The following is a 13,279-nucleotide window of genomic DNA, read 5'->3' on the forward strand; positions in this document are numbered from 1 at the left end:
AAAGTTACACGATTTATGAGGTAGTTTCAGTGAATTTGGTGGAGATCGGAAAATAATGAGATGAATTAAGAAATAAAATAATCGCTTTGGATACATGAAGATACTAGTTCCGAAAACAAAGTCAGTGCTGCTTCTGCAGTTCTACTTGGGTCTTATTTTTATTTTTGCATTGTTTTCATTGCCCGAGGGCTTGTATATCTAAAAAAATCAATTATCCAAAGCGATTTTCCATCCATGGCCTCAAATTTTATTTTTATTTGAAGAGGCCACGGTGTTCTTAATTATTATTCTTATTGTTAAGAACCTAACATACGACGATTAACTTATTTTTATTCTTGGTCAATCTTATTATCGTTGTGGCATATATAAGGCATTAGTTGTGCCAAAAAACATAATAGACTGATTTAATTGGTTTTTTGTAAAAACCTGTACACTTTTTTTACAATATTCTTATCTTTTTTTGGGTATTTTGGTAGCAAGTGTTACTTTTTGTTTGTTACTTTTTTGGGTATTGCTAACTTTTGCCTTCTTTCCCATAAACTTTTGCGGGATATGCCCAAAGAATGTGCAAGCTGGGTTTCCGTCATTTTGTGTTGGTGCGTGAGTACGAAATGTTTAAAGTAATCGTCAAGGGTCGTGCCTTCTGGAAGTGTGGCTTTAACACTGTCATCAGAGGAGGTTCGTGAGCTCTGTCCCTGACTGTGATGTTGGCTTGCCAATTTGAGGTTGGCGGCTTCTACTCTGTCCATGGGGCTGAGTATGATCGCGCGTTCAATGGCATTTTCCAGTTCACGAACGTTCCCCGGCCAATCGTGTGAACGAATGGTTCTGTCGAATGTTTTATTATAGGGTACGGGTGGGCGTCGATGCTTTAAACAGGTCTTTTCCAGTAAGGCTTCCGCCAGTATGGAAATGTCTTCTCCTCGATCTCGTAATGGCGGCAAAAGCAGTTCCATGACATAGAGTCGATAGTATAAGTCTTCTCGAAATTGGCCGTTTTTGACCATTTCAAAGAGGTTTCTATGGGTTGCTGTGATGAGGCGAATGTCGACATGAGTGGACTGTGTTGCACCGACACGACGAATCTCGCCTTCTTGCAGTACCCTTAACAATCTGGCTTGAGCTTCGAGGGGGAGTTCACCAATTTCATCCAAAAATAAAGTGCCTTTGTCAGCCGCTATAATCAAACCATCATGGGCCGTGGTTGCGCCAGTGAAAGCACCTTTCTCATGGCCGAAAAGCTCTGATTCTATTAGGTTTTCGGGGATGGCGGCGCAGTTGACCGTGATGATAGGCTGGTCGTGTCGTTGGCTTAGATTATGGAGTGCTTTGGCCACGAGTTCTTTACCTGTCCCTGACTCGCCTCGTATCAATACCGTAACGTCTGTGCCTGAGACTTTTCGCATGTCACTGAACAATTCCAGCATGGGTGGGCATTGTCCAATAATGCCACTGCCAGGTGAGCCAAGAGGAAGCGCGGCTTCACGTTCGCTGGCAGCAAATAATACCGGGTTTGAGGATACAATCTCAGACGCTGGTGTGGCTTTTTCTTGGTCCCCTTGTTCGAGCGTGTTGACGACGTGCTTGAGAAGCGTCTCTATGTCTGTTGGTAAGGGTAAATAATAAACCGCGCCTTCTGCCATGCTGTTCACTCCAGTGCTTAAGCTGGGTTTGGCATCCAGTACAATGTGTTTTGGGTTTTCTGGGATCTCGTTGGTTGGATTCTCTAATAGTTCAATGGCTGCCTGATCCACTAACATTAAGTCAAATGCGGAGAGGTCGTAATATTTGTTGGCTTGCTCAAAAGATTGGCTGGTATTAATTTGAAAGCCGTATTTTGATAACCACCTTTCCGACTCTTTCAATAGGGAATTATCGGGGCAGATAATCATAATGCTGTGCATGCGGTGTCACCTCTTGTAACCAATGTAACGATTATACACATGGATGAAGAGAGGTTGGAATAGAGGCGTTATTGAATGAGATGCCAGTCTTGTGGTTGGATCGGCAGAGCGCTTTGACCTTTTAGACGTTTTATATCCCATAATCTGATGGCCTGATCTAAGGCGTCTTGCATGTTGAGTGCTTGGATCTTGAGTCCAAGATACTTGAGGGCGCACAGTAAGGTGGTGATGTCTCCATCGGTAATGGCTTTGGCGTGATTTTGTTTGCTGATTTTATCGCCATTCTGATTCACGATAAGAGGAATATGGCACAGCTCGGGTGGTGTCCAATTAAACAATGAGTACAGGTGCAACTGTTGGGCGGTGGTTTCGATTAGGTCGGCGCCACGAACAAGGTGGGTGATGTTCTGTCTATGGTCGTCCACTACTACCGCTAATTGATAGGAAAAGTAACCATCTTTTCGTTTTAGAATGGGGCTGGTATTTTTTAGATCGTCTGTAAAAATGAGTGTCCCTTGAATGGGGTCCTGATATTGATAAACCAATTCGCAGCTCTTTAATCGCCAGGAATGTGGGGCGTCAGTATGACTATCGCAAATGTGTGGATGACGACCTTGGAATGGCTGGAGGGACTGGCGAGTGCAGTTACAAGGGAAAAGCTGCCCTTGTTGTTCTAGTTGCTCTAAGTAGTATTGATAAGATGGATGGTGTTGGCTTTGAACTTCGACTTTATCGTCAGAAATAAGGTGATAGCTTTGCAGTGTGGTTAGAATTTGTTCAGCGAAAGCGGGTTTACAACGTGTACCATCCACATCTTCAATGCGAATAAACCATTTGCCTTGTCGCTGCCTAGCTTCCAAATAACTTGCTAACGCACTCACCAGCGAGCCAAAATGAAGCGGACCGGTTGGCGAGGGCGCAAACCGGCCTATGTAGGTGCTTGCCACGGGTTAACCGCCGACTTGCTTCTCTTTGATTTCAGCAAGTGTTTTACAGTCAATGCACATGGTCGCCGTTGGGCGAGCTTCTAAGCGGCGAATACCAATCTCGATACCGCACTCTTCACAAAAACCGTAATCGTCATTGTCGATTAACTCGATGGTTTGAGAGATTTTTTTGACCAATTTGCGCTCACGATCACGGGCGCGCAATTCAAGGCTAAACTCTTCTTCTTGGCTAGCACGGTCATTTGGATCTGCATAGTTTACCGCTTCTTCTTTCAGATGGTGAACAGTGCGATCCACTTCTTCCATTAAGTTTTGTTTCCAGTTGAGTAGGATGCTTTTGAAATGCGCCAACTGGTTCTCGTTCATGTATTCTTCACCTTCCTTAGCGACATAAGGGGTGAAGTCTTTCATTAATGAATCTGGGTTCATATTTGGCATACGCATTGCCTCACTTCGCAGGTATCCGTTGTGGTAACCTGTAACCAATAAAATTAGGTGTTTATTTTTCGGCCGGAAACTTACCAGATTATTCGGTTATTCACCACTTTTTTTGCGCAAAATGTGACGAAAATTTTTAATTAGGTAGAGAAAACCGAATGAAACAGCATAAATTGGCGGCTCGAGTTGAGCAAATTTCCCCTTTTCAAGTGATGGCGGTGCTGGAGAAAGCAAAGGCATTAGAGGCAGAAGGAAAGCCTGTGATTCACCTGGAAATAGGTGAGCCAGATTTCTCAGCTGTATCTCAGGTTGAGCAAGCCGGTATACAAGCGATTGAGCAACATCAGACAGGTTATACGGCGGCAACTGGGTTATTAGAACTAAAGCAGGCGATTAGTCATTATTACGCTTCGCAGTATCAGGTTGAAGTGGCGCCAGAGCGAATCATTGTGACTCCCGGTGCGTCAGGGGGCTTATTGTTAATGGCGTCTCTGATGGTTAATGCGGGTGATGACGTGCTTATGCCAGACCCCTGTTATCCCTGTAACCGACATTTTGTGATGCAGGTTGGTGCTCGGGCAAGGTTGTTGGAGACGCGGGCAGAAGAGGCTTTTGCTATGACGCCAGAAGCCGTTGAGGCAACATGGCAAGCGACGACGTCGGGAGTGTGGTTAGCCTCGCCTTCTAATCCAACCGGGGCGGTGCTTAGTCGGTCTTATGTAGAATCTATGTATGACACAGTGCAGCGCTTGGGTGGGCATTTGTTGGTCGATGAAATTTATCAAGGCTTGGTATACGAAGGGGAGGATTTTTCCGCTTTATCCATTGCAGACGATGTGTTTGTGATTAACAGTTTTTCAAAATATTTTGCCATGACAGGCTGGCGACTTGGGTGGTTAGTGGTACCGGAGTGGGCCGTCGAAGGCGCGACCAAGTTAGCGCAAAATCTGTTTATCTCGGCCCCCAGTGTGTCTCAACATGCAGCGATACGAGCCTTTGGTCAAGATGTGTTGGATGAATGTGAACAACGTCGACAAACGTTGAATGCCCGTCGTTTGGTTTTGCTAAAGGGGCTTGAAAGGCTTGGTTTGCCTGTCGCCTCACCAGCTCAAGGTGCGTTTTATGTGTATGTAGATGTGTCCAGTGTGACTCAAGATGCCATGGCTTGGTGTCTGGCTTTATTAGAAACAGAATATGTGGCATTGACGCCGGGAGCAGATTTTGGCTCTAAAGATGCCAATCTCTATGTGCGATTTGCCTATGCTTGTGATGAGATGGATTTGCTGGAGGCTTTATCTCGAATTGAGCGCTTCATCAAGAAATAACTCAGCGGGTTGAGTTTGAAGAGAGAGGGTTAGCCTCTTCTCTTCATGAGGACTATGCCGGCACAAAGACAAATAGCGATAGGGATGCTCACGCCAATGACAGGGGGGAAATCCACCGCTACACTCATGCGGCCAAATAGGTTAAGTGCATTCTGAAACGCTAAACCAATCAAGACCCCTGAGAAAATTCGCCCTCCCATGGTAGAGGACCTCAGTGGACCAAAGACACTCGACAAGGCGACTAGGACTAATGCCATCGCCGCTATGGGTCTTAGCATAGTGATCCAGAATTCCAATTCGTATTGTGATGCATCCAAATTTTGTTCGCTTAAATACCCTTGGTAGCTGATGGATTGACTCAAGGATAGGGTTTCTGGATCTTGCGAAGCCAGATATAAGTGTTCTGGTTTGATGCTCATGTGCCAGTCTTGTGTCTTAGCCTTTTGGATGTCGATCCGATCTGGGTAAAAGACGGTTTCAGAAACTTGATTGAGCTGCCAGAGTGAATCCTTTACATAAGTTGCGGTTGCGGCTTTTTTAATACTTTCTAGTTGTTGATCTTGAGGGGCAAAAATTTCAATGCCATACAGTTTGCCGGTATTATCCGCAGCGTCTATATAGATTAACCGATTGTCCGCTTTTAACCATACTCCGCCTGTGAGGGAAAACTCGCCACTTTTTTGATTGCGGAATTTTTCAATGAGATTGGCTTTTTGCTCACTAACCGGAGAGACAAATTCAGACACACCAAGGCCAATAAGAGACACCAATAAAATGGGCTGGCAGGCGGCAAATCCGATGCGCCAAATGGGCATCCCCGCGGCTCTCATAACGGTTAATTCAGATGTCGCGGCAAGGGTTCCCAATCCCATTAAAGTGCCAATAAGAGAGGCTATGGGAACGTATTCTGCGAATTTTCCAGGTAAGCGAAAGAGAATGACTTGCAGCAAGGAAGCGACTGTATAGTGGTCGTTGACCTTTTTAATCTGTTCGATGAAGGTTAATGCAAAGTCGAGTCCGAGTAACACCAGAACTACAATCAAAAAGGCCCATAACACGCTACTGGCAATGTACTTGTCTATTTTATTCATGGTTTGCTATTCGGCCTCCGAAACGCTGGGTAACCGTGCTTTACGGCGATGGAATAACTGATTGTATTGGGCAAAAAGTAACGCGGCTAACAGTAAGAAAATGCCGTGAATCCACCATAATCCGAATTGCATTGGGAGTTTGCCTTTCTCCAGTCCCGTTCGGCCCCAAATTAGTAGCGCGAGATATAAAATCATAATCAAAATCGCGGGCAGCATTTTGAAGAAACGGCCCTGCCTTGGGTTTACCTGACTCAGAGATAAACCAATGATCGCTAGAATCGGGATGATGATAACTAAGGACAAGCGCCATTGCAGTTCGATTTTGTCAATTTTTCGATCACTGTTAATCAAAGTAAGTGTGCTTTGAGTGTAAGGGTCATCGATTGGTTTGCTGGCCTGATTTTCCATTCGAACGGCGTAGGTATCGAATTGCGTAACACGATATTCTGCTGTGCCGGGTTGGCCTTCGTAGCGAGTGCCATTTTTAAAAACCAAGTAATTCTGATCGCCTTTGTCGCTGATGCGGATCTGTTCGGCATTGGCGGCAAAAGTCTGAACCGGGATGTCTTTCCCTTTTTGGCGAATCACGTCAGAAATAAAGAGGTTATTCATCCAGCCTTCTTCTGGTGTGAAGCTGTCAACGTAGGTTGTGCGTTGGCCACGGCCTTCAAAACGTCCTGGAATCAGGAAATCAAAGGTTGAGAGCTGATTTTGCTGTTCAGAAGCTTCAGCGGCTTTGTACTCACTGGCAGGGGCTAGCCAAAGGTTAATGGTCGCACTGAAAAGGCTAATTAAGCAGGCGATGCCGAGCGTGTAGCCCGCCAATTTTACTTTGCTGATGCCGCTGGAGAAAAAAACCGACATTTCATTTTCAATGTACAAGCGGCCAAATGCTAGTAGTAAAGAGAGAAAGAATGCCAAAGGAATAATCATTTGCACAAAGCTTGGGACGTGGTAGCCCAGAATGACAAACAGGAATTCGAATGTCATTTTGCCTTCCGCGACACGCCCTAAATAATAGGAAAAGCGTCCACTTAAAATGACCAATAATAGAATTAGCGTGACGCCAGCGGTTGACACTAGCACTTCTTTCGCTAAATATCGGAATAGTCTCAAAGTCACCTCTGATGAATAATGCTTTTTAAGCCGAGAGTTGATTACACATCTAAAGCCCCCATTATCTCGTGGTAAGAAGGACATTATCCAGTATTTTTTAAAAGTTATTTTGTTGAGGGTTCTTTCATGAATATGGCGTTATTTGATCGCCTGCCTAATGTCGAGGCAGATTTGTTGGTTGTGTTTGTTCCTAGTGAAGGTGATTTACCTGAGTCGACGGCTTGGGTGGATGAAAATGCAGCAGGGCACATTTCCCAATTGCGTGAAACCGGTGTTTTCAAAGGCAGTGTTGCACAAACTTTATTATTGCCTTCTTTAACTCAAGATTTCGCGCAAGCGGTTTTGTTGGTTGGCCTTGGCAAAGGCGACACGTTAAGTGACATGCAGTCACGTAAAGTTGTGGCGGCCATTGCGGCACAAGTTAAAGGTTTGCCTTTTGCTAAAGTGGCTGTTGCCAGCCAAGCGCTCGTTATGAAAGGTCGTTCGGAGTCTGAAATCATTGCCTTGGTTGCTCAATGGCTGAACGAAGGTTTTTACAACTTTATCGGCTTTAAGCAGGACGATGCTGAGAAAGCCACGAAAGTTGACACATTATTGCTACAGGGCAGTGATGAGTCTGCGTTGGCAATTGGTAAAGCCACCGCGAGTGGTTCAGCGTTTGCTCGTCAATTGGGGAATTTGCCCGGCAATGTGTGTACACCCAGTTACTTGGCCTCAAAAGCGCAGCAGTTAGCAGAAGATTTTCCCATTGACGTTGAGTTGTTAGACGAAACCAAAATGGATGAATTAGGCATGCATTGTATGTTATCGGTCGGTCGCGGTAGTGATCAGCCGAGTTACTTGATTGTCATGCATTATCGTGGCGGTGAAGCAGGGGATGCACCACATGTCATATTAGGTAAAGGCATTACCTTTGATACAGGCGGCATTTCATTAAAACCTGGTCCTAAAATGGATGAGATGAAATACGACATGTGTGGAGCGGCAAGTGTCTTCGGTACCATGAAGGCCATTTGTGAATTGAAGCCTAAGATGAACTTCACCGCAGTGATTGCGGCGGCAGAAAACATGCCAAGTGGTCATGCGACTAAGCCTGGAGACATAGTGAAAACCATGTCTGGTAAAACCGTGGAAATCCTTAATACCGATGCGGAAGGTCGTTTGGTATTGTGTGATGCCTTGTCTTATATCGAGCGTTTTGAGCCTAAATCCGTGGTTGATATCGCCACCCTAACGGGCGCTTGTGTAGTGGCCTTGGGTAGCGTGAATTCAGGCATGTATGCGAACAATGATGCGTTAGCTGCTGAGTTGAAAACGGCAGGAAAGGTGTCCGCTGATAAGCTTTGGCAGATGCCATTAGATGAAGAATATCAGCAGCAGTTAGACAGTAACTTCGCTGACATTGCCAACATTGGTGGACCTGAAGCGGGTTCTGTGACGGCGGCTTGTTTCTTGTCCCGCTTTACAGAATCTTACCCTTGGGCACATTTAGACATTGCTGGTACGGCTTGGTCGGGTGGTGCGAATAAAGGGGCAAGTGGCCGTCCTGTTGCCTTGTTGACACGTTACTTGCTCAGTAAAGCTTAAGCGACTTTCTCATCCAGAGAAAAACGCAGGGTTTAATGATCATAAAGCGGCGATATTTTTATCGCCGCTTTTTTTTGAGAAACATAATAGGAATCAAGATATTAGTTTTCAAACGTACCATTTTTATCGACTGTTTGTGTGTTTGACAGACTAGACTTTTGAGGTCTTCAATGCGACAGTGGACGGAATAAGAGGTCAGTTTGACCTTGCCACAAACAATTTCATTTAGTATTTCAATGATTGGTTTTATATGTCAGATCTAGCGACGAATCAAAACGAAGAGATTCATGAACCGGATGAAGAGGCGTTAATTTCTGCGCTACGCAACCAGGACGACATTCCCATTTTAATGGATGTTGTGACGGATCCAGATTCAGAAGAAGATGGGGTGAGCCAGGAAGAACATTTCGTGCATTCCGTTGAGGACATTGCTGCGCAGGCCAAATCTTCCGTTGATGATGTTGCGGTGGCCTATCCTACATCACCAGAAGCGTTAGAATATGCCATTGCGTCGGTATTGGAAAAGCGCTTGCCTGAGTTGGTGGCCGAAGTGATTCAGGTCATGCAGGTCACTGGATCAAAACACAAAAACTAAGCTAGCACGCTGTTTTTGTACGATATTCACTGAAAATCTACCCTATAGTTCTTTATCTGGCTATGACAGGGTATAATTCCATCCCATTAATTTTGACCGCGACATTACAAAGAGCTTTAAGACACCATAATGGAAAAAACTTACCAACCTCAAAGTATCGAACAGCCTATTTATAAACGTTGGGAAGAGAGTGGCTATTTTTCACCTCAAGGCAACGGCACTCCTTTTTCGATCATGATTCCACCGCCAAACGTCACCGGTAGTCTTCACATGGGGCATGCTTTCCAGCATAGCTTGATGGATGCCATGATTCGTCGTGAGCGTATGAAAGGCAGTCGTACATTATGGCAACCAGGTTGTGACCATGCTGGTATCGCCACTCAGATGGTGGTTGAGCGTCAATTAGCAGCACAAAATGTCACTCGTCATGACTTGGGTCGTGCGAAATTTCTAGACAAGGTCTGGGAGTGGAAAGGTCAATCCGGCGGTACTATTTCTGATCAAATGAGAGTTCTTGGTGATTCTGTTGCTTGGGACAAAGAGCGCTTTACCATGGACCCAGGTATGTCGGCTGCCGTTCAAGACGTCTTTGTACGCTTGTTCGACGAAGACATTATTTATCGTGGTCAGCGTTTGGTTAACTGGGATCCTGTATTACATACCGCGATCTCCGACCTAGAGGTTATTTCGGAAGAAGAAAATGGTTTCATGTGGTATTTCCGTTACCCGCTGGCAGATGGTGTCAAAACATCCGACGGTAAAGACCATATTGTTGTTGCGACTACACGTCCTGAAACCATGTTTGGTGATACGGCGGTGGCGGTGGCCCCTGATGATGAGCGTTTTGCTTCCTTGGTGGGGAAAGACGTTGAATTACCCTTGGTTGGGCGTCGCATTCCGATCGTTGCTGATGAATACGTGGATAAAGAATTTGGTACTGGGTGTGTGAAAATTACGCCAGCTCATGACTTCAACGACTATGAAGTGGGTAAACGTCATGACATGCCGCTAATCAATATCTTTAATGATGATGCGGCGATTAATGACAATGCACCGGAAAAATACCGTGGCATGGATCGTTTTGATGCTCGTAAAGCCGTTGTGGCAGATTTTGAAGCACTTGGTTTATTAGAAAAAATCGCCGATCACAAATTGAAGGTGCCACGTGGTGAACGTGGTAACACCATTATCGAACCATATTTGACTCAACAATGGTATGTGGCGGTGGAAAGCCTTGCCAAACCTGCCATTGAAGCGGTTGAAAATGGTGATATTCAGTTTGTGCCTAAGCAGTGGGAAAATACCTACTTTGCTTGGATGCGAGACCTACAAGATTGGTGTATCTCTCGTCAGTTATGGTGGGGTCACCAAATCCCAGCTTGGTACGATGCCGATGGTAAGGTTTATGTTGGCAAAGACGAAGCCAGTGTGCGTGCTAAATACGGTTTGGCAGCCGGCCTTGAATTAACGCAAGACGAAGATGTTCTAGACACTTGGTTCTCTTCCGCTTTATGGACCTTTGCGACACAGGGTTGGCCTGAAGAAACGCAAGATTTCATGGATTTCAGTGAATCTGATGTTTTGGTAACGGGCTTCGATATTATTTTCTTCTGGGTGGCCAGAATGATCATGATGACCTTGAAGTTCACAAATAAAGTGCCTTTCAAAACCGTTTATATTACTGGCCTGATCCGTGATGAACGCGGCGATAAAATGTCCAAGTCAAAAGGCAATGTCATTGATCCATTGGATTTGATTAATGGTATTGATATTGATGCGCTGGTGGCGAAACGTACTTACGGCATGATGCAGCCGCGCCTGGCCGAAAAAGTAGAGAAAAACACTCGCGAAACTTACCCAGAAGGCATTCAAGCTTACGGTACAGACGCCTTGCGTTTCACCTTATGCTCTTTGGCATCGGGTGGTCGTGATATTAAGTTCGATCTAAACCGTCTAGAAGGTTACCGCAATTTTTGTAACAAAATCTGGAACGCGACGCGTTATGTGTTGATGAACACAGAAGAACAAGATTGTGGGCAAAATGGCGCTGAGGTTGAGTTGTCGCTTGCTGATAAATGGATTATTTCGCGCTTGCAGCATGCGGAAGAGGCGGTGAATCGTGCTTTTGAAACGCATCGCTATGATTTAGCGGCACAAGCATTGTATGAATTTATGTGGCACGAATACTGCGATTGGTATTTGGAATTGTCTAAGCCTGTGTTGTGGGATGAGAATGCCACAGCAGCGCAACTAACCGGGACACGTCGTACTCTGGTTCGTGTATTGGAAAGCTTTTTGCGTTTAGCGCACCCTATGATGCCATTCTTAACTGAAGAAATCTGGCAGCGCATTGCGCCATTGGCTGGTGTTGAAGGTGACACCATTATGCTAGCGCAGTATCCAGAGGCTGAAGATGCTAAAAAAGATGCGCAAGCAGAAGCGGATGTAGAGTGGCTTAAAGGTGTCATTCTAGGGGTGCGTAATATTCGTGGTGAAATGGACATTGCGCCTTCTAAGCCATTGTCTGTGTTGTTCCGTAATGGTTCGGAGCAAGATAAAATACGTTTAGAAGCCAACCTGACTTTCTTACAAAAACTGGCTAAGTTGGAAACCGTCACTTGGTTGACCGCTGGAGACGAAGCGCCTATGTCTGCCACTGCTTTGGTGGGTGATATGGAAGTCTTGGTACCGATGGCGGGTCTGATTGATAAAGACGCCGAGCTGGCTCGTTTGCAAAAAGAAATCGATAAATCGACGAAAGATCTACAGCGCATCGAAGGCAAGTTGTCGAACGAGAGTTTTGTGGCAAAAGCACCAGAAGCGGTAGTGGCAAAAGAAAGAGCGAAATGTGATGACCTTAAGTTGGCAGTGAGTAAGTTAGAAGATCAAAAAGCCAGCATAGAATCATTGTAAAAAATTAGAAGTCAGGGCACAGGTCCTGACTTCGCGCTTACTTTAATAAAAATAAAAAAAGAGGCGATCAAAATGCAGCGACTGACGGGAAATGTTAAGTGGTTTAATGATGCAAAGGGCATCGGCTTTATTAAACGAGAAGCGGATACCGATGTGTTTGTACATTATAAATCCATTTCTTGCACCGGACATAAAACCCTCAAGAAAGGGCAGAGTGTGAGTTTTGTCTTAACGAAAACAGACTTTGGTCTGCAGGCAATGGATGTGCAGGTGGAAAATAGCGTGACTCAGCCTGCTCATAAAGACATCAATGAACAGGCTGTGGGTCATTAGCTGTTGAGCATTTGATGAGCCAGTTTGACAAAATCGACTGGGGTCAAAATGCCCACCAGTTTGTTGTCTTCTAACACCGGCAAACAGCCATATTTATTGTCAATGAAAAACTCGGCCGCCGTGTCGAGTGGCATCTCAGGGCTGATGGTCAAAATGTCTTTGTTCATGGCGTTGGCAATGGGGGTTTGTTGTTCTTTCTTGGATAATAGTTGAGTGCCAAATTGGCTGACAAGATGGAAAGCATGACGCAAATACTCTCTCTGAGTTAACATACCCACGCATTCATTCTCGTCATTGATGATGGGAATGTTGCGAATGTTTCTTTCCTGCATAATGGTTTTGGCAGTCGCCAAAGAGTCATTTTCTCTTAATGTAATTAGCTTGGTAACCATTAAATCTGCGACGGTTTGCATTCTTGTTATCTCCTTGTACAACTTATAGATTTGCATTGAGTTTGGGTGAAGAATGCATAAAACGCAATGTGCCCCAATTGAGGTGGATCAATGATGACAGAAGAAGACTGGATGGCCTTGGCCATTAAGCAAGCCGAAAAAGCCGCAAGCGAAAGTGAAATTCCAGTTGGTGCCATTATTGTGCAACATGGCGAAGTGATCGGAGAAGGTTATAATTCGCCTATTTCGAAATGCGATCCGACGGCTCATGCTGAGATTCAAGCGATTCGTGATGCTTGTCAACGAGTGGGTAATTATCGTCTTCCCGAGGCCACGCTTTATGTCACGCTTGAGCCTTGTTCTATGTGTGCGGGAGCGATAATTCATGCTCGTATTGCACGAGTTGTGTATGCTGCAACGGAACCAAAAAGTGGTATTGTTGAAAGTCAGGGTCAGTTTTTTGATGCGCCTTATCTGAATCACTCTGTTGTGTCGCAAGGTGGTGTGCTGGCCGAAGTGGCGTCTGAACAGCTGACGCGTTTTTTCCAGTACCGCCGAGCCCAAAAGAAAAAGCTAAAAGAGCAGGCTAATCCTCCCATTTCATAATTAATTTGTTCATTTCTTGCAGAAAAGTCAGA

General features: G+C 45.2%; 12 protein-coding genes. 6 read left to right on the forward strand and 6 right to left on the reverse strand.

The genetic code is table 11. From position 1 onward, the window contains the following. Window positions 1-482 precede the first annotated feature (482 nt). The 3 genes from MAR181_RS01520 to dksA form a co-directional block, all read right to left on the reverse strand. Complete coding sequence (locus tag MAR181_RS01520; protein ID WP_013794850.1) at window positions 483-1,904, reverse strand: sigma-54-dependent transcriptional regulator; 1,422 nt, start codon at window positions 1,902-1,904, stop codon at window positions 483-485. A 68-nt stretch (window positions 1,905-1,972) separates the two neighbouring features. Next, a complete protein-coding gene (gene gluQRS, locus MAR181_RS01525) occupies window positions 1,973-2,851 on the reverse strand; it encodes a tRNA glutamyl-Q(34) synthetase GluQRS (protein ID WP_013794851.1) in 879 nt (292 codons plus the stop codon). A 3-nt stretch (window positions 2,852-2,854) separates the two neighbouring features. After that, window positions 2,855-3,289 carry an RNA polymerase-binding protein DksA gene (gene dksA / locus MAR181_RS01530; protein WP_013794852.1) on the reverse strand — a complete coding sequence of 145 codons (435 nt, stop codon included), beginning with the start codon at window positions 3,287-3,289 and terminating at the stop codon, window positions 2,855-2,857. Between the two features lie 158 nt (window positions 3,290-3,447). On the opposite strand from dksA, the gene MAR181_RS01535 reads away from it, so the two are divergent. After that, complete coding sequence (locus MAR181_RS01535) at window positions 3,448-4,614, forward strand: aminotransferase class I/II-fold pyridoxal phosphate-dependent enzyme (protein ID WP_013794853.1); 1,167 nt, start codon at window positions 3,448-3,450, stop codon at window positions 4,612-4,614. A gap of 29 nt (window positions 4,615-4,643) precedes the next feature. Here MAR181_RS01535 and lptG read toward each other — a convergent pair whose 3' ends face one another. Both lptG and lptF read right to left on the reverse strand, forming a co-directional pair. Continuing rightward, the gene (gene lptG, locus MAR181_RS01540) at window positions 4,644-5,705 is read right to left on the reverse strand and encodes an LPS export ABC transporter permease LptG (RefSeq protein WP_013794854.1); all 1,062 of its coding nucleotides are present in this window, start codon (window positions 5,703-5,705) and stop codon (window positions 4,644-4,646) included. Between the two features lie 6 nt (window positions 5,706-5,711). Then, window positions 5,712-6,827, reverse strand: coding sequence for an LPS export ABC transporter permease LptF (lptF, locus tag MAR181_RS01545; RefSeq protein ID WP_144011190.1), 1,116 nt, complete (start codon window positions 6,825-6,827; stop codon window positions 5,712-5,714). 120 nt (window positions 6,828-6,947) lie between these two features. Between lptF and MAR181_RS01550 the strand changes: the two genes are divergently transcribed. The 4 genes from MAR181_RS01550 (at window position 6,948) to MAR181_RS01565 (ending at window position 12,249) form a co-directional block, all read left to right on the forward strand. Then, the gene (locus MAR181_RS01550; protein WP_013794856.1) at window positions 6,948-8,408 is read left to right on the forward strand and encodes a leucyl aminopeptidase; all 1,461 of its coding nucleotides are present in this window, start codon (window positions 6,948-6,950) and stop codon (window positions 8,406-8,408) included. Window positions 8,409-8,658: 250 nt separating this feature from the next. Beyond that, a complete protein-coding gene (locus MAR181_RS01555) occupies window positions 8,659-9,003 on the forward strand; it encodes a hypothetical protein (protein WP_013794857.1) in 345 nt (114 codons plus the stop codon). A 129-nt stretch (window positions 9,004-9,132) separates the two neighbouring features. After that, a complete protein-coding gene (locus MAR181_RS01560) occupies window positions 9,133-11,916 on the forward strand; it encodes a valine--tRNA ligase (RefSeq protein ID WP_013794858.1) in 2,784 nt (927 codons plus the stop codon). 72 nt (window positions 11,917-11,988) lie between these two features. Continuing rightward, complete coding sequence (locus tag MAR181_RS01565) at window positions 11,989-12,249, forward strand: cold-shock protein (protein ID WP_013794859.1); 261 nt, start codon at window positions 11,989-11,991, stop codon at window positions 12,247-12,249. On the opposite strand, the gene MAR181_RS01570 is transcribed toward MAR181_RS01565, so the two are convergent. Then, on the reverse strand, window positions 12,246-12,662 hold the full coding sequence (locus MAR181_RS01570) for a CBS domain-containing protein (RefSeq protein WP_013794860.1): 417 nt from the start codon (window positions 12,660-12,662) through the stop codon (window positions 12,246-12,248). The two genes, MAR181_RS01565 and MAR181_RS01570, sit on opposite strands and share 4 nt — an antisense overlap. Before the next feature lie 93 nt (window positions 12,663-12,755). On the opposite strand from MAR181_RS01570, the gene tadA reads away from it, so the two are divergent. Then, entirely contained in the window at window positions 12,756-13,247 is a 492-nt protein-coding gene (gene tadA / locus MAR181_RS01575; RefSeq protein WP_041651519.1) for a tRNA adenosine(34) deaminase TadA, read from the forward strand. Window positions 13,248-13,279: the final 32 nt, after the last annotated feature.

The sequence above is a fragment of the Marinomonas posidonica IVIA-Po-181 genome, assembly GCF_000214215.1.
Lineage (GTDB): Bacteria > Pseudomonadota > Gammaproteobacteria > Pseudomonadales > Marinomonadaceae > Marinomonas > Marinomonas posidonica.

Coding starts and splice junctions, on each gene's coding strand:
- MAR181_RS01520 (WP_013794850.1), bottom strand. CDS start 1,904: ATGCACAGCATTATGATTATCTGCCCCGATAATTCCCTATTGAAAGAG.
- dksA (WP_013794852.1), bottom strand. CDS start 3,289: ATGCCAAATATGAACCCAGATTCATTAATGAAAGACTTCACCCCTTAT.
- MAR181_RS01535 (WP_013794853.1), top strand. CDS start 3,448: ATGAAACAGCATAAATTGGCGGCTCGAGTTGAGCAAATTTCCCCTTTT.
- lptG (WP_013794854.1), bottom strand. CDS start 5,705: ATGAATAAAATAGACAAGTACATTGCCAGTAGCGTGTTATGGGCCTTT.
- MAR181_RS01550 (WP_013794856.1), top strand. CDS start 6,948: ATGAATATGGCGTTATTTGATCGCCTGCCTAATGTCGAGGCAGATTTG.
- MAR181_RS01555 (WP_013794857.1), top strand. CDS start 8,659: ATGTCAGATCTAGCGACGAATCAAAACGAAGAGATTCATGAACCGGAT.
- MAR181_RS01560 (WP_013794858.1), top strand. CDS start 9,133: ATGGAAAAAACTTACCAACCTCAAAGTATCGAACAGCCTATTTATAAA.
- MAR181_RS01565 (WP_013794859.1), top strand. CDS start 11,989: ATGCAGCGACTGACGGGAAATGTTAAGTGGTTTAATGATGCAAAGGGC.
- MAR181_RS01570 (WP_013794860.1), bottom strand. CDS start 12,662: ATGCAAACCGTCGCAGATTTAATGGTTACCAAGCTAATTACATTAAGA.
- tadA (WP_041651519.1), top strand. CDS start 12,756: ATGACAGAAGAAGACTGGATGGCCTTGGCCATTAAGCAAGCCGAAAAA.